The sequence below is a fragment of the Prevotella denticola genome (assembly GCF_900454835.1).
Classification (GTDB): domain Bacteria; phylum Bacteroidota; class Bacteroidia; order Bacteroidales; family Bacteroidaceae; genus Prevotella; species Prevotella denticola.
On sequence record NZ_UGTM01000002.1, the window covers coordinates 993,436 to 1,017,205 of the forward strand.

The following is a 23,770-nucleotide window of genomic DNA, read 5'->3' on the forward strand; positions in this document are numbered from 1 at the left end:
CTCCTTGCTTTATTCGTTACGAAATACATAGCCGTCCTTATACCAATAGTCTGTATCAAAAAGGTCGTCGGCATATTTTGAGAAGTCGAAGTAGCTCAATGCAAAATCGGACAAGTCGTTTTCCATTCTCACAAGTTCTTCAGCAAAGTCCTCCTTGCTCGCATAACTGCCGATATAGGCGGATTGGAAAGACTTCACAAGGCTGTAAGCGTCTTGCGTGAGTTTGATGTTGTTGCCTTCCGCCCATACCCAAAAGGCTTCTTTCTCCGTGCCGTTCAGTCTGTCCAACTCGTCCCGAAGTTCAAAGAAATTTTCTTCCAAGTTGCTCTCGTCTATCAGACTGTCGGGAATGTTCTCCCAATCTTGGAACATATATTCGGGTTCTTCCTCGTCTTCGTGTATCTCGGCACAATACTCCAGAAAGCCGTCCAAATCATAAAAATCCGAAAGGCTTACCCACTCGCCCTGCAAAGTGCCGTTGTTGTACTTGGCATAAGTGCCTACGTAAATCCGTGCTTCGTTCAAGTCCATTGCTTCCATATTGCGATATTGTCTAAGGGTTAAAAATCAAATAGTGAAGGTTGTACAACCTTATTTTCTGTTTTCTTGGTTCGCTCGCTGTGGCTGCGCATCTTGGCAAGCTGTTCGCGTTGGTATTGCTCAATGGCTTGCCTGCGTGCTTCCGCCTTTTCCTCGTCTGTGAGCTGTACCACGTGGTTTACGGCTATGTGGCAATTAAGGGGCTTGCCGATGTCGATATTATCCTCGTCAAAATAATGTACTGCCTGCGAATATATCTCCCCGTCTGAAAAGCCTGCACATCCGCTGTTCTTCACATAGTTGAGGATATAGGTAATGCAGTCGTCAATGTTCTTGCCCTCCTTGCGGTAGCTTACTGCAAAAAGTTCGTCTTCGGCTGCCCTATTGTTCAAATAGGCTTGAATGGTTCGTTTGAAATGGTCGGTTGCTTTCATTGTCGTATGCTGTTTTTAATTGAATAATGTTCCATTGGATAGAAATTCGTAGTTGTTGGCTTCGCAACTCTCTGCAAAGGCTTCCTCGCTGAGTTGGTATTCCATATCGTCCCTGCAAGTTTTGAAAAAGCCATCCAAGCACTTGTCTATAAGTTCGCACAGCGTGGTGTTGTCGGGAGATTTCAAAAAGTCGTATATGGGCTTCAAAATATCATAGTCTATGTAGTAGCCTGTCAGTACGCAATCATTGGTGACGAATACACGGCTCTTGCGTTTCTTCTTATAGTTTTTGCCCCAATAGGTCTTGGAGATATACAAATCGTTCCAATGGTTATTGACAAGGTATTTGAGAAGCCTTATTCCTTTCAAATTGTCTTCTTCCTCGCTATAATGAGAGGTAAAACGATAGTTGTAGGTGCAACTGTCGTATGACCATTTTTCTACTTTGATTTTGAAAACCTGCTCAAAGGCTTGCAAGGTGTTTCGGTTCTCTTCGCTCCAAATATAGTCGAAATGTTCTACCCAATGGCGGTGTGCCTTAACTTGTGCTTCCTTTGTCAGTTCGTGGAACTGATACACCTCGTATATTTTTGTTTCTATTCTCATTGTCGTATGATTTTAATTAAACGATAGCTTGGATAATTTGCATTCTGTGTTGGGGACTGACCATTTCAAAGCAGAATGCGATAAACTCTTTTCTTGCTTCTCTGCGCAACTCCTTGTACAATGTTTTCAGTTGCGAATAGTTGCCGTTGATGTAGGTTTCATACATATACTCGAAGATATTGTCCACTTCGTAGTATCGGCATTGCTGGCTGGGTGTCTTGCTGTGTCTTGTTTTCATCTTGATTTATGTTTATAGGGTGAATATCCAAAGAATAAGGGCGAGAATACTTACGAGGGTGAGCACGTAGAGGACTATTGCCCAAAGGGTGCGGAGAATGCCTGCGACGATTTCCGCAAGTAAACCGACAACCACACCGACCGCCCCAAAGACGATGCTTAGAATGCTTGTGAGCAGCAAACGGAGGGTTGTGCGCAAGGCTCGGTGAATGTTGATTGACTTTTCCATTTTATTCGAGTTTTTAATGTTTAATGCGGATCCAAGAGCTTGAAGGAGTTGAGTTTCACTGCTTATCGGTCTCTCGTTTATCCGACATTTTTTTTAATGCGTCTTCCTGTCGCATCGGTCGTTTTCGTTTCAGGTGCCTCACAAAGGTAGGGATGAGCGAATGCAAGGTTTTTGAGGGAAAATACTACCCGGAGCAAAACGCAGTGGAGCGTAGGCGTGGAGATTTTCTCCAAAACCGAAGGCTCCGACCTTGCAGCAGCGTAACATCCCGGAATTACCTTTGCGCCTGAACGGGGACGACCAGCGGATGCGATACGGTGGAGACCGCATCGAAATGGAGGTAAACGGAAAAGAGACAGATTCGGATGAAAAAGTAAAAAATCTGATTGCATGCCATACTATCAGATAGTAAAAAGCGTAATGAAGCGGGCATGTAAAAGCCACCTATAGAAGACAAAGACGGAAGAGGAAAGGTACGAAGTCTGCCTTTCGGGCTTGCTGCGATGGGCAGGCGTGTACTTTTCCTACGGCTTTGTCAGACAAGTCGGAGGTGTCGAAGGTAGACGGGTGAGGGATTTATCACCACCTGAATAGCTCCGACTTCTCCGACGACAAACAATGCGGCTTTTACGACCGCTTCCAAGAAAAGAAAATACCAAAAGAGAAAAGTATTGAAAATTGTCTTGCTGAAATCCATACCTTAGAAAGTATGGTCGGTACACAGAAAAGTGGCAGGAAGCAGATTTGCCGAAATCCTTTTCGACAGGCAGCTCCCTGCCTCTTTTCGTCGGTCATGAAAGGCAGGAATGTGTTATGCCCGATAGCGAAGTTTACGAAGAGAGGGCATAACTTGTTCCTGCCGAAGATGAGAAGGATTTCAGCAAGACAATTAAACCATCGAAATGACAATGGAAAAGTCTGCCTGATAAGAAAAAATAAGTTTTTCTTTGGTCGTACAGCACATTTTGTTTATCTTTGCATTGATAAAAGAGTTGTTTGAAACGACAGCAAATCAAGGAAGTCCAGGGAATTTGAGTAGTAACCAAATCGTAACCCTTTTCCTTTTTCCAATTTCATAAGTACTTATAATCAAAGAGTTATAAAGAATCGGCACTTTTGCCAAGTAAAAGTATGAAAAATAATCTTTATGAATGGATGCTCTCTCTTATTTTTTTGCTAACTTTGCGACGATGGAATTCAGAACAATCGTCCATATTCCCCGCCCGGCATTTGAGCTGATGCCCTGTGAACGGATTATCTTCGTAGGGTCATGCTTTGCAGACTGCATAGGAAAACGGTTTCAGGAAGAGAAATTCAGGGCTGTAATAAACCCCTCGGGAGTGATGTACAACCCTGTATCCATCCTGCATACAGTGGAGAAGATGGAGAACTGCACATTTGACACCGCCGTATTCACGCTGGGAACAAACCACGTCTATGTGGAACGGGCGACCGGCAAAATCGTTGACAACTGCAGGAAACGTCCGCAGCAGCTGTTCGAGGAACGGGAACTGACCATTGAGGAATGTACCGATGCCCTGCTGAAAGCCATACTGCTGTTGTGGAAGAACAACCCCGCCGGCAGGGTCATCCTTACCGTCAGTCCTATCCGTTATGCCAAATACGGCTACCATGAAAGCCAGCTCTCCAAGGCCGTACTGCTTCTGGCAGCAGACAGACTGGTGAAGGAACTGGGCGATACAGTGTATTATTTCCCGGCCTACGAGATAGTGAATGACGAACTGCGCGACTACCGTTTCTACAAGGCTGATATGCTGCACCCCAGCAGTCAGGCGGTAGACTATATATGGGAGCGGCTCGTAGAGACCTGCTTCTCTGCCGAGGCAAAGAGATTTCTCGAAGCATGGAAACCCATCAGGGAAGCACTGGGACACCGCCCGTTCGACCCCGAATCGGAGGAATACCGGCATTTCCTGACGAAGACGAAAGAAGCGGCAAAGGCACTGAAAAAGAAATATCCGGATATGGAACCGGACCTATAAGAAAAGACGAAATGGACGACAAACAAATTGAAAACCTATTGAGGACACACAACGTCAGAATGACTGCCAACCGCATCCTCATCGCACGGACACTGGCGGCACTGGACTATCCTGTCTCAATGAAGGAGCTGACAGCAATGATCCTGACGATTGACAAGTCGAGCATCTTCCGCACGCTGCTCCTGTTCAAGGACCACCATCTGGTACACCAGCTCGAGGACGGCAGCGACGTAGCGCGGTACGAACTGTGCCTGAGCCATGATCCGGATGAGGATGAAGACGTACATGTACACTTCTACTGCGAGCAGTGCCAACGTACATTCTGCCTCAGCGACACACCTGTCCCGAAGGTCAGCCTGCCCGAAGGCTACGAGCAGACCTCCGTCAACTATATGGTGAAAGGCGTCTGTCCCGACTGTTCCCGCCGTCATTACCATAAGCGGTAAACCGATTCCTGAATCTGGCACATATATGACTCGCTCCTGATTCCTTACCATTCTTCCCCCCTATATCCTGGCCTTTTCCTCTTTCCGTTCTCTTCTCGTCAGTCGTGCAGTCCCGCCACACGCCTTCCCCAACACCTCAGACAGGCCGAAAACCCGGCCCGAAAATATCGGCAGACCATCATGCACAGCCGCCAAAGTCGAAAAAACAGCATGGATGATAGGCTGTATAGAGACTTTTGATTACCTTTGCATCAGAATAAAAACAATTTAGATAGTAATGAATTATACTATTGAGAAAGTAACGACGCTCATCGGCGCACACCGTTATGGCGACAAGGATGCAGACATCAGCTTTGTCCTTACCGACAGCCGCTCCCTATGTTTCCCGGAAGAAACATTGTTCTTTGCCCTCAAGTCCGAGCGCAACGACGGGCACAACTACATCCCGGAACTCTACGGAAGGGGTGTCAGGAACTTTGTTGTAGAAACGGTCCCGGAAGACTGGAACAAGCGTTATCCCGACTCCAACTTTCTGAAGGTCGTCGGCTCGCTGGAGGCTCTGCAGCGGCTGGCAGAACGCCACCGTGACGAATACCTCATTCCGGTTGTCGGCATCACCGGCTCCAACGGCAAGACGATGGTCAAGGAGTGGCTCTATCAGTTGCTTTCTCCGCAGATGGTCGTCACACGCTCACCGCGCAGCTATAACTCACAGATCGGCGTGCCGCTGTCCGTACTGCTGCTGAACGAGAACACACAGGTAGGTGTCTTCGAAGCGGGTATCAGCCAGCCGGGTGAGATGTCGGCACTCCGCGACATCATCCAGCCTACGATCGGTGTGTTCACCTGCCTCGGTTCGGCCCATCAGGAGAACTTTCCGTCCCTGGAGGCAAAATGCAAGGAGAAGCTGCACCTCTTCCACGACACGCAGGCGATTGTCTACTCCCTGGACGACGAGGTGCTGAACCGCTGTCTGGACGAATACGACTACAAAGGAGAGAAGCTCTGCTGGTCGGCAAAGGATGAAAAGGCGGTCTTCTACATCAAGTCTATCGAAAAGAAGGACGTTGAAACCACCGTCACCTACACATGGAAAAACGGAAAGGAAGCACAGTACAGACTTCCGTTCATCGATGATGCCAGCGTCGAGAATTCCATCACCTGTGCCGTGACGGCACTCCAGCTGGGTGTCACTCAGGCTGCCCTCGGAGAACGGATGGCACGGCTGGAACCCGTCGCCATGCGGCTGGAGGTGAAAGAAGGACAGCACGGCTGCACGCTTATCAACGACTCCTACAACTCCGACTTCAACTCGCTGGACATCGCACTCGACTTCATGAACCGCCGTCCCGACCACAAGGGACGCAGACGCACACTGATTCTGAGCGACATCCTGCAGAGCGGCGACACCGACAAGGACCTGTATAACAAGGTGGCATTCCTGTGTGAGAAACGTGGTGTGGAGAAGTTCATCGGCATCGGCGAGGGACTGCTCGGTCAGCGTTCCGCCTTCAGACATCTGGGGAAAAAGCATTTCTTCGCCACCGTCAATGCCTTTATCCACAGCGATGTATTTGCCAATCTGCACGATGAAGTAATCCTGCTGAAAGGCGCACGACAGTTCGGCTTCGACCGGCTGACAGAGCTGCTGGTGAAGAAAGTACACGAAACCGTACTGGAAGTGAACCTCAACGCCGTTGTCGACAACCTCAACTGGTACCGTTCTTTCCTGAAGCCGGAGACGAAACTTGTCTGCATGATCAAGGCCGATGCCTATGGTGCAGGTGCCGTGGAGATTGCCAAGACGCTGCAGGACCACCGTGTGGACTACCTTGCCGTGGCCGTGGCCGACGAAGGCGTGACGCTCCGCAAGAACGGCATCACGAGCAACATCATGATCATGAACCCCGAGATGAGTTCGTTCAAGACCCTCTTCGACTACGACCTTGAGCCGGAGGTATATTGCTTCCGGCTGCTGGATGCACTCGTAAAGGCGGCGCAGAAAGAGGGCATCACCGGCTTCCCTGTCCACATCAAGCTCGACACGGGAATGCACCGGCTGGGCTTCGACCCGCAGAAAGACATGGATGAACTGATCAGCCGGCTGAAGCACCAGAACGCCATCATACCCCGTTCCGTCTTCTCGCATTTCGTCGGTTCCGACGCTGACAGCTTCGACGGGTTCTCTGCCCGCCAGTTCGCTCTCTTCGAGGAGGGCAGCGGAAAGCTGCAGTCAGCTTTCAAGCATAAAATCATCCGCCACATGGACAACTCGGCAGGTATCGAACATTTCCCTGAACGACAGATGGACATGTGCCGGCTGGGACTGGGACTCTACGGCATCAATCCCCGTACGAACAAGATCATCAACAACGTCTCTACCCTGAAGACGACCATCCTCCAGCTGCGCCATGTGCCTGCCGGTGACACCGTTGGCTATTCGCGCAAGGGGACTATCGAGCATGACAGCCTGATTGCCGCCATACCAATCGGCTATGCAGACGGCCTGAACCGCCATCTCGGCAACCGGCACTGCTATTGCCTGGTAAACGGAAAGAAGGCAGCGTATGTCGGCAACATCTGCATGGATGTGGCCATGATCGACGTCACGGGCATCGACTGTAAAGAAGGCGACAGTGTCGAGATTTTCGGTGACCACTTGCCGGTCACTGTGCTCAGCGATGTACTTGACACCATTCCATACGAGGTCCTTACCACGGTCAGCAACCGTGTAAAAAGAGTTTACTTCCAAGACTGACAGGGTTAAAACATCCGTACTGCTGCGCCGTTCTCCCGATGGTGGAAATACCACCGTTAGGCTGCAACATTACCAGACAGTTCCGGAAATCCACGAATCGACGACTTTCAGTCTTGTAAGTTGAGGTTCTCTAAAAGCAAAGAAAAGCCCGTTTCTCTACTCACAGACGAGTTCTGAAATGGGCTTTTCCTATTGAGACGTTTCTGGCTGTAAGACTCTGAAAAAGACATTTGTATCTGCCGCATCCGTTCGTGATACAAGCAAGCATTTTTTCATGCCGGTGACAATCTTCTGAAAGACAATCAATCACAGATGTTACTGTCCGACAGAACTTAAATAACGGACTTTCCCATACAGAATCTCTTTTAAAGAGATAACACCGTATTGTCTTTGGGAAACAAGTTCCCTTATCAAACAAATTTTGATTGCCTTGGGCATCCTGTCTCTTTTCCGAAAACAAGTTGATACCGCATCGGCGGCATATTGCATCGCATTTAGCCCTCAACACCATGGGTGTTCGCCGACAACACAACACGTGACAGGCAACAACACAACGGCTGGAAACAGGTCCTATAACAGATATGAATGACATCCTGATGACAGGCAGACTGAAGAGACGGATGCGCTCGCCAGTCCGAAAGATGAGGTCAGACTGATGAGAACACCTTTTTCTATAAACAGGATGTCTGGAACTCCCTCCTTAGGCTATTCCCCAGAGGGAAGTCGTTTTTTACAGAAAACGCATTGCCTTTCCAGGAAACAAGGTGCCTGTTGTTAAAATTATGCCTGTTCATGTCACTTTTTGTGCGCCGGCAACGTTATATATGTGAATCGGTTCAGAAAGAAAACCAAATGTATAACCTACTTAAAAATGAATGATTATGGATTCTGTAGTTCTCCACACCCTTGCTGATGCTGTTTTCCCCCTGGCCGTTGCAGTAGTTCTTCCTATTGTATATACCTGGCTGACTTACAGGAACAAGCAGCACGAAACAGACAAGAGAAGCCAGATTGTAATGGCTTTCATCGAAAAGAACCCTGATGTCGACATACAGGAGTTCCTCAACAAGCTGAACCCTCCAAGGAAATCATTTAGAGAGCAGCTGATTACAAAAATGCACTATGAAATGCTTTGGGGGACTATCTGCATGATAGGCGGCATAGCGACCCTTCTGGTGATTATAGTCCTGAGTCTCCTGCTTGGCTTTGACGAGACGTATATTCCCATTGGATCCGTCTTCGGCGTACTCCCACTGGCTGTCGGGTGTGGTCTTTTAGCTGCCTGCAACAATGCGAAGAAGACCTTGGGCAACCTGAGGGAAAACGACTAAAAGACTATGACAAGAGAACAATTCGTTAAACAGGTCGGTCGGGAGCAGGCGGCGTTGCGCCGGTTCCTGACGGCCTTGTGCTGCGGCGACAGTGCCGAAGCCGACGATATTGCTCAGGAGACACTCATCAAAGCCTATCTTCACAGCAGTCAATACGATGAGCGCGGACAGTTTGCGGCATGGCTGATGAAGATTGCCTACCGTGTCTTCATCGATTTGCACCGCAGGCAGAAGAGCCGGACTGAACTCCCCATCGAGAAGGCTTTGATGCTGCAGGGAGACAACAGGAGCGATGAAGCCTTCCGCTATCAGGAACTGCACAGTGCCCTGGCAACGCTTTCAGAAATGATGCGGACGAGCATTCTGCTTTATTATATGCAAGGCTATCAGGTCAAAGAGATAGCCGGAATAACCGACAGCAGTGAGAGTGCGGTCAGAAAACAGCTCTCACGGGGGCGGGAAGAACTTAGACACTTATTGGAAAAATGAACGAAGATAAATTCTTGAAGGACTTGTTGACGGACTATCATCCGCAACTGTCGGATGACAGGCAGTTCATGGAAAAGCTGCAACGGCAGATGGAACTTGTTGAAGAGGTAAAGGCTTATCAACGTGCAGAGACCCGTAAGAACAGGCAGCTGTCAGCCTGGATGCTTGCCGTTGGCATTGTTGTGGGCTGTATGGCGACGCTCGCAAGTTTCACACTGCCTGCCATCGTGGAGACATACGTCAATGGAACGGAATCAGAATTCATCCTTCTCTTGCTGCATAACGTCCAGTATATCGGCTTGGCCGTCGGTGCTGCATTCGTCACACTCAGCCTGCTGTTCACCATGAAGATAGCGAGTATGAAACAGCCGGAAACTTCCTGTTAAGAGTCCTCCAGACAGGAAACCTGCAAGGAGAAGTACTGCGTTGGGAATTGCCTGCATACTTTGCAGGGGGACACGGCTATACATGAAGACTCCATGATACTGACGGAGCTGATTCAAAGTAAAGCCGTTCTTCTTGTCAGATAAAGGTTTCCTGTTTTAAACCATATAAAACAAGAGGGTGCATCATGAACCAACTTTCACAAGCTTTACTTCTGATGCGCCCCTCTTGCCATGAGAGAGTTACGAAAAGAGTTTTTATGTGTATCTTTCTGTCTTACTTTCTTTCTCGGGTCCAGTCATGGACGGTATCATCATGCTTGCGATGCAAGGCATTCTCCAGACCGTTCACATGGATGAGCTGTCGTGGAGCACGCTCACCGAACTCATCCACCTTGAGGCTTGCGATGAGGCGGACAGGATAATTTCCACGGTTGTTGTCCCAATGGTTACGTGTGAACCATTGGTTGGAAAAACTGCGCATAATCCATGTCTTGTTAACATTGTCCTCCCATGGATTTGTGCCTCCTCCCTCATAAAATATCCAGTGCGTACGGGTATAGTACCTGCAACTGAAACCGTCGTCATTGCATTTTCCGTCAACAGGGAGTACACGGTAACAGTCAGTATTATAGAGTGGGGCTGACTCTGAACATTTACCCCACCAGCGTTCGTCTTTGAAGTCTGCTATGCTTACAGGAGCATTGCTTCCCCAAGGAAATGTTTTCCAAGACCATGGATAATGTCCTCTTTTTTCATAGGTCAGCCCCGGCCGATATTCAAGAGATGCCCGGTTGACATCCAACCAAGGCTTAGTCGGCTCTCAACCAAGGCTTAATTGAAGCCCGATTAAGGCTTAGTTGAAGTCCAACTAAGCACCTTCTTCTTTCTGCTTTATAACCATTTGGTTTCCTGATGGTTATAGTTGTACATGCTGGAGTCCTTTTCTTCTGTCTGGGAAAAGAAAGGCACGGATACATGTAAAGATATTTTACGATATGAAAAAGGCATCCTCATTATATGAGAATGCCTTTTTCATATTGGGTATCTGCCGTTTACCTGACCTGTACGACCAGGTACTTGCTCGTGCTCCAGAAGGTCTGCGGGTCTGTGATACGGAGGACATACTGCCCGTTGGTATCGGTCGTCAGCGTGTAGCTGCTTCCCGGATGGGCCGTCAGCAGGCGCACACTCTTGCTGTAGAGCTTGATCTCCTTGTTGACACGGATATCAATCTTCGTGAAGTAGTTCTTGTTGAACGCACCCTGCAGCACCTTTCCGCCGTCGAGAATACGCTGTGCCTTCAGTTCGCTCTTCGTGCCGAACACATACCAGCCCGTGTTCAGCTGCTTGTCCTGAGTGTTGATGGTCTCGGTCTTCTGGTTGCTTTCCGTCTGGAGATTTTCCTTCTCTTTAGTAAGGTTCTCCTTCTCCGTAGTAAGGTTCTCCTTGTCGGTCTTCAGCGTAGCGACATCCGTGTTCAGCCCCGTGATGGTCTCGTCAAGCTCCTTGATGTGGATGTTCTTCGATTCCAGTTCGGCACGCAGCTGTTTCAGGTCTGTTTCCTTGCGGCTCAGCTGGTTGGTCAGCTGGCTGAGTGTCTTCTTCATCGCATCCCCCTTGAAGCCTGTTTCGCGCAGCTGCTGCTGCAGCTTCTTGATGAGTACGCGGTTTTCTTTCATGCGCTGGGCAATGAACTGTATGTTTTCCTTCACCTGTGTAGCTTTGTCGGCACGTTCGCCGTCTTTGGCTATGGTGACGCGGTTCTCTGCCTCGTTGATTTCGGCGAATCCCTGCTGGATGTCGTTCAGTGTCCCCATCATGTCGTTGATTTCATTGTCCCGGGCACTGATGATGGAACGCAGGGAGTCGTTTTGTATCTCGGCCGGGTTCAGCGCCGATTTCTTGTCCTGATTGCAGGATGCCAGTGCAAGAACTCCGCATACTGCCATAATTAATAGTTTCTTCATACGTTATAAGTTTTTATCCGTTTGCTTCTTCCTGCTGGAAGACTTGACTCTTTCCTTTCCTGCCACCACGATGACAAACTCGCCGCGCGGCTCGGTTTCTTTGAAATGGGCTGTCAGCTCGGCCAGTGTTCCCCGCACGCTTTCCTCGTGTACCTTCGAGATTTCCCGGCAGCAGCTTGCCTGTCGCTCTGCCCCGAACACCTCGGCGAACTGCTCCAGTGTCTTCACCACCCGGTAAGGCGATTCGTAGAAAATCATCGTCCGTGTCTCTTCCGCCAGGCTTTCCAGATGGGTCTTGCGCCCTTTCTTCTGGGGCAGGAAGCCTTCGAAGCAGAAACGGTCGCAGGGCAGGCCGCTGGAGACGAGCGCCGGTACGAAAGCCGTCGCACCCGGCAGTGTCTGGACGGTTACGCCGCAGGCTGCCGCCTCTCGGGCGAGGAAGAAGCCGGGGTCGCTGATGCCCGGTGTCCCCGCATCGGAGATGAGTGCGACGGTCTCACCTGCTTTCAGGCGGTCGACGATACCGGCGGAAGTGCTGTGCTCGTTGAACTTGTGATGCGACATGAGATGGTTCTTGATCTCAAAATGCTTCAGCAGGATGCCCGATGTACGGGTATCCTCGCACAGGACAAGGTCAGCCTCCTTCAGGATTCTGATGGCACGGAGCGTCATGTCCTCCATGTTTCCGACCGGTGTCGGTACGAGATAGAGTATTCCCATTGCTGTCTGCAAATGTAAAGTAAATAAGCAGAAGGGCAAAATAAATTAGCTTTTTTTACAGCTATAACGTCCTTGAAAAGCTATTTTCACTTAATAAAAGTAATAATTTCGCCTTCTCTCCTGTAAGTCATTATGCAAAAGAGGAACAGCCGGACTGCTCCGGCTCTGTTCCTCCTGAAAGAAGTTTGATGCCATCACTGTCAGTTTCAAATACATTGTATGGCAGACAAGGAGTGACTTTTCCCTCGCTTACACTTTGTATTATTTTCAGACAAATGCAAAGTTACAGTTTACTTGTATCCCTCCCCTTGTCAAAACAGCATAAATAGAAACCTGATGTATTAAATTACCAATATATATGCACTAAAAGACATTCATATACAACTAAAACACACTAAAACCGCAGAAAGTAAAGTAAAAGAAGTACTGAAAAAATTGTTCAACAGACAGATTATATGTATTTTTGCGAATCGAAAAAGACCTTTCATTAAAGAGTTGTAATATCATTCTCAATTGAACCAAAAGCCTGCCAGTATGAAAATATTTCAATGGATAGAGAAAAAACTGTACAGATTGGATGGAAGTACCTTTAATTTCGACAACGACATCATCAACAGGCAACGCCGTTTCGTTCTTCGATCCACGACCGGCTTCATTGTCGCAGGGGCCATGCTCAATCTGGCCGGGCTGACCGGGATTGACGCTTTCCGGATTCCCAACATCGTATTCCTTGCCATAACACTGACAAGCTATTTCCTCACCAGACATGGGAAGCTGTCGCTTCTTGCTGGACTATACGTGGTATTCATGGCTGCATTGTCCGACCTGTCGGGCGAGATGCTCTATCTCTGCTTTTCCGGCAACAAGGAGATAACCTATTACATACTGGCTGACTGCATTCTCTATGCAGCCCTGATGGCTATGACCATTGTCACCTATATGCCGATAACGACCGTAATAAGCTTTTGCATAGGGGGCATCTGCTACGGTATAATATGTGTCTATGCCCAGTCAGACAAGCTTGCAGACATCTTCATCATTCTGCTCCTGCTTTACACGGCCACCGTCATCCTCTCATTTTTCCTGAAACGGAACATCATGAAGATGATGGAGGAAACGCAGCGGCTCAAGGACGATGAAAAAACAATTCTCGACTTCTTCCAGATGGACAAGACGCAGATTCTCAGTTACATTCAGCTCGCAAACAAAAGAGGGCTGTCCGCACATGAGACCAATATGCTTCTCAACAGTTTCTCTGAAGGAGCAAGGCAGGAAATCATAGACAATGTTACCACGCTCATCAATCAGCGGAAAGGCAGAATCGAGCGTCTGCACCAGGCGTTGCCGGAACTGTCACAATCAGAGCTTGAAATAGCATCGCTCATTGTTGTCGGGAAAAAGCTAAAAGACATCTGCCTGCAACTGAAAAAAACAGAAAGCAACGTCACCTGCCAGCGCACCAATATCCGGAGGAAAATGGGACTGAAGAAAGGTGACGACCTTTATGAGGCGCTTATACAGAGGATCCAATGACTAACCCTGCACTTCAGGGAGAGGACACAAAGCCCTCTGCAAGTTCTAACAGGATAAGAGGACGATACGCTGTCAGACGGCCTTCCGCCACCTCGGAACAACATTCTTTTCAGCAACTTTTAACGCTTCATGTTTATCCATTCTTTATAAAATATTTATCTTTCCTCTAAAGGGAAAAACATTTTCTTTATCCAACTGGCTTATAAATCACAGTTTTTATGTAAATTTGCATATAAACTTATGACAACGATGGACAATCTCAACGGTGAAAGGCGTCGGCAGGGGCGCATAGAAGTGATTTGTGGAAGTATGTTCTCCGGCAAAACCGAAGAGCTTATCCGGCGTATGAAGCGGGCGGAGTTTGCCAGACAGAAGGTGGAAATCTTCAAGCCTTCCATTGATACACGCTATTCGGACGAAGATGTGGTCAGCCACGACTGCAACACCATCCCTTCTACACCGATTGACTCGTCCGGCAACATTCTTCTCCTTGCCTCCGATATAGATGTCGTCGGCATCGACGAGGCACAGTTTCTGGACGAAGGACTGACAGAGGTCTGCAACCGGCTGGCGAACAATGGGGTGAGGGTTATCATTGCCGGACTTGACATGGACTACCAAGGAGTCCCCTTCGGCCCTATCCCCGCCCTGTGCGCCATTGCCGACGAAGTGACGAAGGTGCATGCCATCTGCGTGAAGTGCGGCTCTCTGGCTTACGTGAGCCATCGCCTTATTGCCGACGAGCGGCGTGTCATGCTGGGCGAACAGCAGGAATACGAACCCCTGTGCCGTGCCTGTTATCAGGAAGCCATCAGGAAGGGAAATCTGCAGAAAGGGAAATAAACGACTATGAAACAGACGATAACATTCGACAAATTCATTCGATGGGCATTGATAGCCCTTGCCGTCATAACTGCCGGCTTCATCATCAATGCTCTCTCCGGCGCTCTTTTGCCTTTCTTCATAGCGTGGCTGCTTGCCTATCTACTTTATCCTATCGTGAAGTTCGTGCAATACAAACTTCATGTTCCGGGCAGAGTCTTGAGCATCATCATCACGCTCGCTTTTGTTGCTGCAGTCATCACGGCCATCTTTCTTTTCATTGTCCCGCCGATGATCGACCAGTTTGACAGGCTCATGCACGTCGCCAACCGCTATCTGCACGAGACGACCCATGCCAACAACATCTCGGCAATGGTTCAGAGATGGGTGATGGAGAACCAGTTTGAGATAGAGAAGTTCCTGAAGAGTCCGGACTTCACCAATGCCATCAAGACGGCCATGCCCAAACTTTTCTCCGTGATAGGGCAGACAGCAAGCATCGTGATTTCCGTCATTGCCTCGTGCATCACCTTATTATATATGTTCTTTATCCTGCTTGACTACGAGACGCTGACCGAGAACTGGATAAAGATATTCCCCAAGAGGGTACGCCCCTTCTGGGCGGGGCTGGCACAAGATGTAGAAAGAGAATTGAACAACTATATCCGCGGACAGGGGCTGGTATCGCTCTGCTTAGGAGCTTTGTTCTGCATCGGCTTTACCATCATCGATTTCCCGATGGCCATCGGCATGGGTGTCCTTATAGGTATCCTCAATCTCGTTCCCTATCTCCACACCTTTGCCCTTATCCCTACCGCTTTCCTCGCTTTGCTCAAGGCGGCTGATACGGGTCAGAACTTCTGGATCATCTTCGGGTCGGCTCTGGCGGTTTTTGCCGTCGTGCAGATACTGATGGACATGGTGATTACACCGAAGATCATGGGAAAAGCCATGGGACTGAATCCTGCCATCCTGCTGCTCTCCCTCTCTGTGTGGGGCTCTCTGCTGGGCTTCATCGGACTGATTGTCGCCCTTCCGCTTACCACGCTTATTATTGCCTACTGGCAGCGATATGTGACGAAAGAGAAGGAAGAGCAGGGTTCATGATAGTGTAGATGCCGTTTATCCGCTGTAATCCCACTGTCTCCTTTTTCCTCAAGGAGTGCGGAGCAAGAGACGATTACCGGGACCGTTCTGGTATCGGCACGCATGGGATAAACCTTGTTTCATGAGGTCAGGGTGCCTGACATTGTTTTTGCAAGATGTGGAAAGGCATCTGTAATTTAGCGCAGTCCGGTAAACATTTCATGTATCGGTTACTCTTTAGTGTCTTATTACTCTTTAGTGTCTTGTTAATAATGGCAGTCATGAAGTAGATAATTAATGGGATTATCATTTACACACACTGATTCTTTCCTGTCAGTGTGTCGAGGACAAACACTAATGGTGTTGAGGGTGTACACCCATGGTGTCAAGGCTCAGTACGGATCACGTTAAGCATGATAAGAATCAGATAGAAGTTGTTTGTTTGGAAATAAGCTTTCTGAATAAACATCATGATTCTCTGATAAAGAGGCTACCGCAGAAGAATATACTTTAGGATAAAACATAGTCTGACACTCATCCACGGCAGATGCACCTGTGATCGGTCTGCCGTGAATTTATTTTCCTGTCACTGCCGTCACTCTGTAGATACATATAATATACTGATAAAGAATGTGTTAGTGAAGAATGTTAAAAGTGACAGCAAATGAGAAATAAACTTTTGCAGTAAACAGTCGGTAATTCTGTCCTCATTGTCAGCATCCTGGCCACTATAAACTTTAGAAGATTTTTTATAAGTAGAATGCGTCTACCCCCACGAAAGAGCTACTGTCCCGTTTTTTATCCTTCCCCTGTTGAGGGGAGTCCCAGGCCTCGTCTCCATCTGTCCCCGGAAATCCTGCTTCACCCAATTCCAGTCTCCCCCATACAGGGGTATCCCGCCGTCTACTCCCCTCTCCATTCGGAGAGGGGCCGGGGGTGAGGCTTCCTTATTCCTCCATCAGTTTTCTGTACCGTCCTTTCTTTATCTCCTCATTGCCCAGACGGCGTGCCTTGTTGATTTCGTAGTCGGAGAATCCACCTTCGAAGAAGACCACTTCACCGTCACCCTCAAAGGCCAGGATGTGCGTACAGATACGGTCGAGGAACCAGCGGTCGTGGCTGATGACGACCGCACAGCCTGCGAAAGCCTCGAGACCTTCCTCCAGAGCACGGAGCGTATTCACATCAATGTCGTTCGTCGGCTCGTCGAGAAGAAGCACATTGCCCTCCTGTTTCAGTGCCAGTGCCAGCTGCAGGCGATTGCGTTCGCCGCCGGAGAGGACGGAGCAGAACTTGCTCTGGTCGGTGCCGGAGAAGTTGAAACGTGAGAGATAGGCCCGCGAGTTGATGTCGCGCCCGCCCATACGGATGGTTTCGTTGCCCTGTGAAACTACGTCATATACTGTCTTGTTCGGGTCGATGTCCTTGTGCTGCTGGTCGACGTATGCCAGCTTCACCGTCTCACCTACCTCGAACGTGCCGCCGTCGACCTGTTCCAGTCCCATGATGAGGCGGAAGAGCGTTGTCTTGCCCGCACCATTCGGCCCGATGACACCCACGATACCGTTCGGCGGCAGCATGAAGTTGAGGTCGTTGAAGAGCACCTTCTCACCAAAGGATTTCTTCACGTGCTGCGCTTCGATCACCTTGTTTCCAAGACGCGGACCATTCGGGATGAAGATTTCGAGTTTCTCCTCACGCTGCTTCTGTTCCTCGTTGAGCATCTGCTCGTAAGAGTTCAGACGTGCCTTTCCCTTTGCCTGACGTGCTTTCGGTGCCATGCGCACCCATTCCAACTCTCGTTCCAGCGTCTTGCGCCGCTTGGAAGCCGACTTCTCCTCCTGTTCCATGCGCTTTGTCTTCTGGTCGAGCCATGAAGAGTAGTTGCCTTTCCATGGAATACCCTCGCCACGATCGAGTTCGAGAATCCACTCGCTCACATCGTCCAGGAAGTAGCGGTCGTGCGTAACGGCGATGACCGTACCTTCATACTGCTGCAAATGCTGCTCCAGCCAGTCGATGCTTTCGGCGTCAAGGTGGTTCGTCGGCTCGTCGAGCAGCAGCACGTCCGGTTTCTGAAGAAGCAGACGGCAGAGTGCAACACGACGACGCTCACCTCCGGAGAGGTTGGTCACAGGCAGATCGCCCTTCGGACATCGCAGCGCATCCATCGCACGTTCCAAGCGTGAATCGATGTTCCAGGCATCCGTAGCGTCGATGATGTCCTGCAGTTCTGCCTGCCGCTGCATGAGCTTGTCCATCTTGTCGGCATCCGAATAATACTCTTCCTGTCCGAACTTCACGTTGATGTCGTCGTATTCCTTCAGTGCGTCATAAATCTGCTGCACACCTTCCATGACGTTCTCTTTCACGGTCTTTGTTTCGTCGAGCGGCGGGTCCTGCGGCAGATAGCCCACGGAGTACCCCGGACTCCATACCACTTCGCCCTGTGTAGGCTCCACCAGTCCGGCGATGATCTTCATCAGCGTGGACTTTCCGGCACCGTTGAGACCGATAATGCCTATCTTTGCACCATAAAAGAATGAGAGGTAAATGTTCTTCAGAATCTGTTTCTGGTTCTGCGGGATGATCTTCGACACCCCCACCATTGAGAAGATAATCTTCTTGTCGTCTACTGTTGCCATTGGTTGTTTCGTTTGTTTTGTTGACAAAGATAACGAAAATAATCCGTATCGGCAAATTTACGTCTTTTGAGGTATCTGTATACTGCGTGTGCTGCCGCAGTCGGCCCTGTTTTTCCGTATTAATGATGTTTTTACTTGCGGGATGTTATAGAACTAAGGAAACAGACCGGAGTCCTACACCTTTATTACTATTACTGTCAATAGGAAGTCTGTGGAGATGTTGTCGACCAGCCCCCTTTAACTCCTCAATATTCCGCCTCCGGCTCCGCTGCCATATACATCCCTGTTCCATCTTCGGGAATCTGATAGGATACAGAGCGGTCCTCGAGATAGATATGGTTGAGCGTATAAGCCAGAGAAGCAAGGGTCTGTTTACGTTTTCCTTTCTTCAGTTCGCATTCCCACACCGTAATGCAATGCCAGCCCATGCGTGCAAGCTGTTGTTGTTCTCGTCTGTCACGCTCCTTGTTACGTGCCACCTTCTTCACCCAAAAGTCGGTGTGGGTCTTGGGGACGACATAATAACGGCATCCTTCATGTCCATGCCAGAAACAGCCGTTCACGAAAATGCAGGTCCTGTACTTGCGCAGCACGATGTCCGGATGCCCCGGCAGCCGTGGACTGTTCACCCTGTAACGGAATCCGCACCGCCACAGATATTTCCTGACAATCATCTCTGGCTTGGTGTCCCTGCCTTTGACGGCTGCCATGTTGTCGTGCCGCTGTTGCCTTGAGAGCGTATCCATAACTGTACCTCTTACGCTATTACGGTTCAAAGGTAAGCATTAATTTGCAGAAGGACAAGGCCCGACAATTCTTTTTACAGGCTTTGCTGCCGATTGGCAGTCTATTGCCAAAGAATTGACGACAGACTGCCAAAAAGCTGACAAACGCCCGTACGGTCAGAGTAATGCGATATAGTAGAAAGCAGCAGGGACAGATATCCCCTCCATCTGACCAACAGCTTGTCGTAGACGGGGAATCTGTCCCTGCGGAATAGAAATCTGAATGGGAGTCTGGGCTTCTTCCTATTACAGCTGTTCCGGTATCTGTTTCTTCGGCGTGATGCCTAATGACTTCATGCCTTCCAGACGGCGGATAATATTGCCCTTGCCTTCGCTGAGCTGTCCCTTGGCCTTGCTGTAATCCTGCTGGAGTCGTTCGATGCCCGTACCGACCTTGAGGAAAGTCTCGCCGAAGGTGACGAACTTGTCGTAGAGGTCGTTGGACTGCCGCAGGATTTCGTCTACGTTGTTGTTCAGACGGTAGTTCTGCCACATGGTGCGGGTCAGCTGCAATGCCATGAGCAGGTTGCTCGGGCTGAGCACGATGATGTGCTTGCGGAAAGCGTATTGCAGGATAGCCGGATCCGTCTTCATGGCAGCCGAATAACCGCTCTCGTAAGGAACGAACATCAGCACATAGCCTATACAGCCCGGCACGAGCTTCTCGTAGTTCTTTGCCGACAGCTCGTCGATATGCCTGCGGACCGATGCGGCGTGCTCCTTCAGCAGCCTGTCCCGCTCACTGTCATCGGTCTCCCTGAGCGCAGCCTGATACGCCGTCAGCGACACCTTTGAGTCGACGACCGCCCGTTCGTCGCTGGGAAAGACGATGACGGCATCGGGGCGGAAGTTGTTGCCGTTCTCGTCCTTGTAGTTCTCTTGCAGGAAGAACTGCTGGCCCTTTACCAGTCCGCAGTCTTCCAAGGTCTTTTCGAGAATCATCTCTCCCCAGTCGCCCTGCATCTTCGAGTCGCCCTTGAGTGCTTTCGTCAGCGAAGCGGCATCGTTGCCGATGCGTTCTGTCTGTTCACGAAGCTCCTTCACGGTACGTTCCTGATCCTCACGCATCGCCTTGATGGTCATTTCCTGTTCGGCGTGCAGCCGCTTCATCGCCTCCTCGAAGGTGGTTTTTATCTCCGTCTTGTTGGCAGTGCCCTCCTTGCTGTTGTTCGCAACGGTCTGGCTGAACGCTTCCAGCCGGTCTTTCAGCGGTGAGAGCAGGGCGTCAAGCCGTTCCTTGTCGGCATTGTTCATCTTTTCCCGGCTCTCTGCCAGCATCTGTGCAGCCATGTTGCGCACCTCCTCCTGCAACAGCCGGTTCTTCGCCTCCGCCTGCTTCTGCAGTTCGCTGCGCAGCTCTTCGTTGTGCTTGCGTTCCGCTGCCAGCTGCTGTGCGGCATACTCCTTTGCAACGGCAAGGCGTTCGTCCATGCCTTTCCGCTCCGTATCGAGCCGGCTGCGGAGGGCCGCCAGTTCCTCACCGGCCTTGCCGCTTTGCTGTGCCGCCTTGTTCTTCATCCACAGCAGCATGACGACTGCACCGATGATGATACCGGACACCAGATAGATTATTTCCATAGTCCTTCTCTGTTTATTCTAAAAAACAGCCCCATGGGAGAGGGGCTGATGACCAAGACATTGCATTTTCACACATACGATTCCAGGAACTTGACGGTTCCGGAAACCTTCACGGTCGTTGCCGTAGCAGGCAGAAGTACGCTCTCGCCGGCACGGAAAGCGACGGTATTGCCCTCAGCATCGGTAAGTTCACCCTCACCTTTCAGTCCTACGAGGATGACGAATGAGTCCAGGTCGCTGTAATCGAGCGTCATCGGCTCTGTGAGGTCGTAGACGGAAGTCGTGAAATACGGACAGCGCACCAGTTCTACCGGTTCGTCCTTCCGTGCCTCATACTGCGTGCGGTAGTCAGGATAGACGGTGTAGTCGATGCACTCGGCCGCCTCCCGGGTGTGCAGCTGCCGGTAGTTGCCCTCTTTGTCCTTGCGTTTGAAATCGTAGATGCGGTAGGTGACGTCGCTCGTCTCCTGTATCTCCGCCAGGAAACAGCCGGCGCCGATAGAATGGATGCGTCCTGCCGGGAGGAAGAACACATCGCTTTCCTTGACAGGATATTCAGCCAGTGCATCGGTGATGGTGTCGTCTTCCACCATCGACTTGTACTGCTCCGGCGTAATCTGCCGCTTCAATCCGCTTCGGAGGGAAGCGTCGGTGTCGCTCTCCATGACATACCACATTTCCGTCTTGCCGCGTCCCAGCCCTTTTGCCTGTGCCTGCGCATCGGTGGGATGCACCTGTATGGAGAGCTGCTGCCGGGCATCGATGAACTTCACGAGCAACGGAAACTCATTGCCGAAGCGCGCATAGTTCTCCTTGCCTACCAGCCGCTCCTTCAGCGTGTCGACAAGTGCGTTCAGCGTCCAGCCTTTGTACTTGCCGTCTGCCACGACACTCTCGTTATTCTTCACGCCGGAGACTTCCCAGCTTTCGCCTACCTGCTTCTGGTCTGAAGCAAGATGCTTGAAAGGTACTATCTTTTCACCGCCCCAGAGGGTTGACTTCAACAGAGGATTGAACTTAAACATTTCCATTTCTTTTTCGTTATATTGGGTTATACTAAACAAGTCCTGTGGCAAATCCGCCGAGCGGATTCGTTCGGTCTTGCAAAGTTACATTTTATTCTGGACATGGCAAAACTTTGAGGTTTGAGGTTTGAGATTTGAGATTTGAGATTTGAAGTTTGAGATTTGAAGTTTGAGGTTTGAAGTTTGAGGTTTGTCCACTGTATGCATACGGTTGCATCTCTCAAAAAAGGTTCTCCCGTTAAATTCATAGAGCAGGAAACAAAAACAGAGGATTATAATGCCGGTCGACAGCGTCTTACCATAACATTATACAGCGACGAGGATAACGCTGTCTCCTCATTTCCTGCCGATGTGCCGGTGCTCATCACTTACGGAGTTGTCGGTAAACACCAACCGTGTTGAAGCCCCGCCCCTTTGCTGTCTGTCGTCGGAACGGGAGCGGCTTACCGCCAGTGTACTGACACAAAAAGGTCCCGTCGAGACGAATTATGCCTCAACAGGACCTTTCTGTATCTGTCATGTGCATTCACGCCTGATGCACCATGCTTGTCTGTTCAAGGGAAAGTTACTTTACAAGCACCTTCCGGGTTGTTCCGTCAGAAGACTTCACGATGTTCAGCCCTCTCTGCAAGTGCTGGAGCCGCCGGCCGTCAACCGTATAATACTTCTCGGTGGCATTCTTGTTGACGGCGGCATCCTCGATGCCGGCAGTGACGACCGGAGTCGTCATCGGATCACTGGAATACTTCTTGCCGTCTTCCTCGTAGACCATCACGACAGACAGCTTCTTGACGGATGCATCGTAGAAGTGGATAATACGCTGATTGTCTACCACCTTGATGTCATAGTTCCGCTTGTCCTTATAGCTGAAAGGAATATCGGTCATGTCCTTCTCCAGATCCGTGTACTTTGCCTTCAGAAACTTGAACGGCTCCTTGCTGTCATTGACGTAGACGTTATAGTACATCTTGGCCGGGTCGAGGTACTTCCCTTCGACATCTACATTCTTCACATAGAAAGCCAGGGTCGTGGTAGTCGTGGTATAGTCGTAGCTTTCCACTGCCGAACAGTAGTGCAGCTTCGGGGTCTCCGGCTTAGCAGCCTTGTGCCTGTAAGGGGTCAGCACAAGGTTCTCGTAGCTCTCAAGGTCGCTGTCGAGCAGATTCTTCGTGCTGCTTCTGCCCTGCACCACACCGAGAATGTTGTCAGCCGTCAGCACGCCGCTTGTCGCATCCACACTGAATCCGATGTTGTCAACAACATTTGCAGCATCATTGAAAGCGGCGGCATAGGTGTGATACTCCGCCTTATCATAGGAATAGCTCTTGAAATCCGTCTTCTTCGTCGTACCCAGATACTGGTTCGTCTGCATCACGTACTTGTCGCCGTCCTTGGTGAGCTTCACCCATACGCCGGCAAGTTTGGCACTCTTGAAGATTCCTTTCAGGTAAAGGTCGTTGCCGTCGACAGCCGCCTCCACGATGCGCGGAGAAGTCACTTCCTTGGCCGTAAGCGTGTACTGCTCCTTCCTGGCCGATGCCGGAGGGGTGACGAGTTTGTCTTCGAGAGTCTGAATCGTGACAGCCCAGTCGCCGTAGCGGTCTTCCCATACATTCTTGTAAGTCATTCCCAAGATTTCGCTCTTGGAGCCTACGCCCTGCATCGTGAGCGTCTTGCCGTCCCAGGTGAATATCATGTAATTTCTGTTCTTTGCAACAACCTCGTACTTGTCATTGCCTTTGTTTCTCAAACGGTTGAGTTCAAGAATACGCTCCGAACCAGAATCATCGTCGTCGTCACCGTTGTCGTCCTTGTGGATAGCCTGCGGCAGGACGGCTTTGTACTGGCCGTCGCTTACCTTGTCCAGCTTCAGCCATGACTTGCTGTCAAGTCCAGAAAGGGGATTGTAGACGTAGAGGCAGCCATCATCGCCCACCACGATCTTGGAGACCAGCCCCTCGTACCTGCCTGGTGCCGTGCCTGTCCAGCTCTTCTGTTTCCACGAATCGCTGGTGCGGTACATGTTATCAATCAGTGTTCCCGCCGGTGTATCCATCCGCTGTGCAGAAGCGGTAAGAGCCAGAAAGAATGCACAAATAGAGAATAAAGTTTTCTTCATAATCTGATATTTTAGATGAAATAAATTATTT

Annotated in this window: 22 protein-coding genes; 9 read left to right on the forward strand and 13 right to left on the reverse strand. The window is 50.0% G+C overall.

Going from position 1 to position 23,770, the window contains the following annotated elements; translation table 11 throughout:
• Positions 1-9: 9 nt before the first annotated feature.
• Genes DYH27_RS12295 through DYH27_RS12315 form a run of 5 tightly spaced genes read right to left on the reverse strand, consistent with a single transcriptional unit; the run spans position 10 to position 2,046 of the window.
• Positions 10-540 (reverse strand): antirestriction protein ArdA, encoded by a 531-nt coding sequence (locus DYH27_RS12295; RefSeq protein WP_025067487.1) that lies wholly within the window; start codon positions 538-540, stop codon positions 10-12.
• 20 nt (positions 541-560) lie between these two features.
• Complete coding sequence (locus tag DYH27_RS12300) at positions 561-974, reverse strand: PcfK-like family protein (protein ID WP_025067488.1); 414 nt, start codon at positions 972-974, stop codon at positions 561-563.
• Between the two features lie 15 nt (positions 975-989).
• A complete protein-coding gene (locus DYH27_RS12305) occupies positions 990-1,580 on the reverse strand; it encodes a hypothetical protein (protein ID WP_025067489.1) in 591 nt (196 codons plus the stop codon).
• A gap of 16 nt (positions 1,581-1,596) precedes the next feature.
• Positions 1,597-1,818: a hypothetical protein gene (locus tag DYH27_RS12310; RefSeq protein WP_025067490.1), complete on the reverse strand. Its 222-nt coding sequence runs from the start codon at positions 1,816-1,818 to the stop codon at positions 1,597-1,599.
• A 12-nt stretch (positions 1,819-1,830) separates the two neighbouring features.
• Positions 1,831-2,046, reverse strand: coding sequence for a hypothetical protein (locus tag DYH27_RS12315; RefSeq protein WP_029216413.1), 216 nt, complete (start codon positions 2,044-2,046; stop codon positions 1,831-1,833).
• Positions 2,047-3,197: 1,151 nt separating this feature from the next.
• On the opposite strand from DYH27_RS12315, the gene DYH27_RS12335 reads away from it, so the two are divergent.
• From DYH27_RS12335 to DYH27_RS12360, 6 genes are all read left to right on the forward strand, one after another.
• Entirely contained in the window at positions 3,198-4,049 is an 852-nt protein-coding gene (locus DYH27_RS12335) for a GSCFA domain-containing protein (protein WP_025067491.1), read from the forward strand.
• 11 nt (positions 4,050-4,060) lie between these two features.
• Positions 4,061-4,495: a Fur family transcriptional regulator gene (locus tag DYH27_RS12340; protein WP_004353858.1), complete on the forward strand. Its 435-nt coding sequence runs from the start codon at positions 4,061-4,063 to the stop codon at positions 4,493-4,495.
• Positions 4,496-4,772: 277 nt separating this feature from the next.
• Positions 4,773-7,253, forward strand: coding sequence for a bifunctional UDP-N-acetylmuramoyl-tripeptide:D-alanyl-D-alanine ligase/alanine racemase (locus DYH27_RS12345; RefSeq protein WP_025067492.1), 2,481 nt, complete (start codon positions 4,773-4,775; stop codon positions 7,251-7,253).
• A gap of 881 nt (positions 7,254-8,134) precedes the next feature.
• A complete protein-coding gene (locus DYH27_RS12350; protein ID WP_013672071.1) occupies positions 8,135-8,584 on the forward strand; it encodes a hypothetical protein in 450 nt (149 codons plus the stop codon).
• 6 nt (positions 8,585-8,590) lie between these two features.
• On the forward strand, positions 8,591-9,073 hold the full coding sequence (locus DYH27_RS12355; RefSeq protein WP_025067493.1) for an RNA polymerase sigma factor: 483 nt from the start codon (positions 8,591-8,593) through the stop codon (positions 9,071-9,073).
• Positions 9,070-9,459, forward strand: a complete 390-nt coding sequence (locus DYH27_RS12360; RefSeq protein WP_025067494.1) for a hypothetical protein — start codon at positions 9,070-9,072, stop codon at positions 9,457-9,459. The genes DYH27_RS12355 and DYH27_RS12360 overlap by 4 nt, the downstream gene beginning before the upstream one ends.
• A gap of 274 nt (positions 9,460-9,733) precedes the next feature.
• Here the strand turns inward: DYH27_RS12360 and DYH27_RS13320 are convergent, their stop codons facing one another.
• The 3 genes from DYH27_RS13320 to rsmI all read right to left on the reverse strand — a co-directional run bounded on the left by DYH27_RS13320 (position 9,734) and on the right by rsmI (position 12,146).
• On the reverse strand, positions 9,734-9,940 hold the full coding sequence (locus tag DYH27_RS13320; RefSeq protein ID WP_147287467.1) for a hypothetical protein: 207 nt from the start codon (positions 9,938-9,940) through the stop codon (positions 9,734-9,736).
• Positions 9,941-10,511: 571 nt separating this feature from the next.
• Complete coding sequence (locus DYH27_RS12370) at positions 10,512-11,426, reverse strand: Cbp1 family collagen-binding glycoprotein adhesin (RefSeq protein WP_025067496.1); 915 nt, start codon at positions 11,424-11,426, stop codon at positions 10,512-10,514.
• A gap of 3 nt (positions 11,427-11,429) precedes the next feature.
• A complete protein-coding gene (gene rsmI, locus DYH27_RS12375) occupies positions 11,430-12,146 on the reverse strand; it encodes a 16S rRNA (cytidine(1402)-2'-O)-methyltransferase (protein WP_025067497.1) in 717 nt (238 codons plus the stop codon).
• A gap of 534 nt (positions 12,147-12,680) precedes the next feature.
• Here rsmI and DYH27_RS12380 point away from each other — a divergent pair.
• The 3 genes from DYH27_RS12380 to DYH27_RS12390 all read left to right on the forward strand — a co-directional run bounded on the left by DYH27_RS12380 (position 12,681) and on the right by DYH27_RS12390 (position 15,608).
• A complete protein-coding gene (locus DYH27_RS12380) occupies positions 12,681-13,679 on the forward strand; it encodes a LuxR C-terminal-related transcriptional regulator (RefSeq protein WP_025067498.1) in 999 nt (332 codons plus the stop codon).
• Positions 13,680-13,919: 240 nt separating this feature from the next.
• A complete protein-coding gene (locus DYH27_RS12385; protein WP_025067499.1) occupies positions 13,920-14,522 on the forward strand; it encodes a thymidine kinase in 603 nt (200 codons plus the stop codon).
• A 6-nt stretch (positions 14,523-14,528) separates the two neighbouring features.
• Positions 14,529-15,608, forward strand: a complete 1,080-nt coding sequence (locus tag DYH27_RS12390; protein ID WP_013672031.1) for an AI-2E family transporter — start codon at positions 14,529-14,531, stop codon at positions 15,606-15,608.
• Positions 15,609-16,534: 926 nt separating this feature from the next.
• Here the strand turns inward: DYH27_RS12390 and ettA are convergent.
• The 5 genes from ettA to DYH27_RS12420 all read right to left on the reverse strand — a co-directional run bounded on the left by ettA (position 16,535) and on the right by DYH27_RS12420 (position 23,739).
• A complete protein-coding gene (gene ettA, locus DYH27_RS12395; protein WP_025067500.1) occupies positions 16,535-18,232 on the reverse strand; it encodes an energy-dependent translational throttle protein EttA in 1,698 nt (565 codons plus the stop codon).
• Positions 18,233-18,477: 245 nt separating this feature from the next.
• Complete coding sequence (locus DYH27_RS12400; protein WP_025067501.1) at positions 18,478-18,978, reverse strand: very short patch repair endonuclease; 501 nt, start codon at positions 18,976-18,978, stop codon at positions 18,478-18,480.
• Between the two features lie 285 nt (positions 18,979-19,263).
• Complete coding sequence (locus DYH27_RS12405; protein WP_025067502.1) at positions 19,264-20,595, reverse strand: DNA recombination protein RmuC; 1,332 nt, start codon at positions 20,593-20,595, stop codon at positions 19,264-19,266.
• Between the two features lie 68 nt (positions 20,596-20,663).
• Positions 20,664-21,626, reverse strand: a complete 963-nt coding sequence (locus DYH27_RS12410; protein WP_025067503.1) for a type I phosphomannose isomerase catalytic subunit — start codon at positions 21,624-21,626, stop codon at positions 20,664-20,666.
• 559 nt (positions 21,627-22,185) lie between these two features.
• Positions 22,186-23,739 (reverse strand): hypothetical protein, encoded by a 1,554-nt coding sequence (locus DYH27_RS12420; RefSeq protein ID WP_025067505.1) that lies wholly within the window; start codon positions 23,737-23,739, stop codon positions 22,186-22,188.
• Positions 23,740-23,770: the final 31 nt, after the last annotated feature.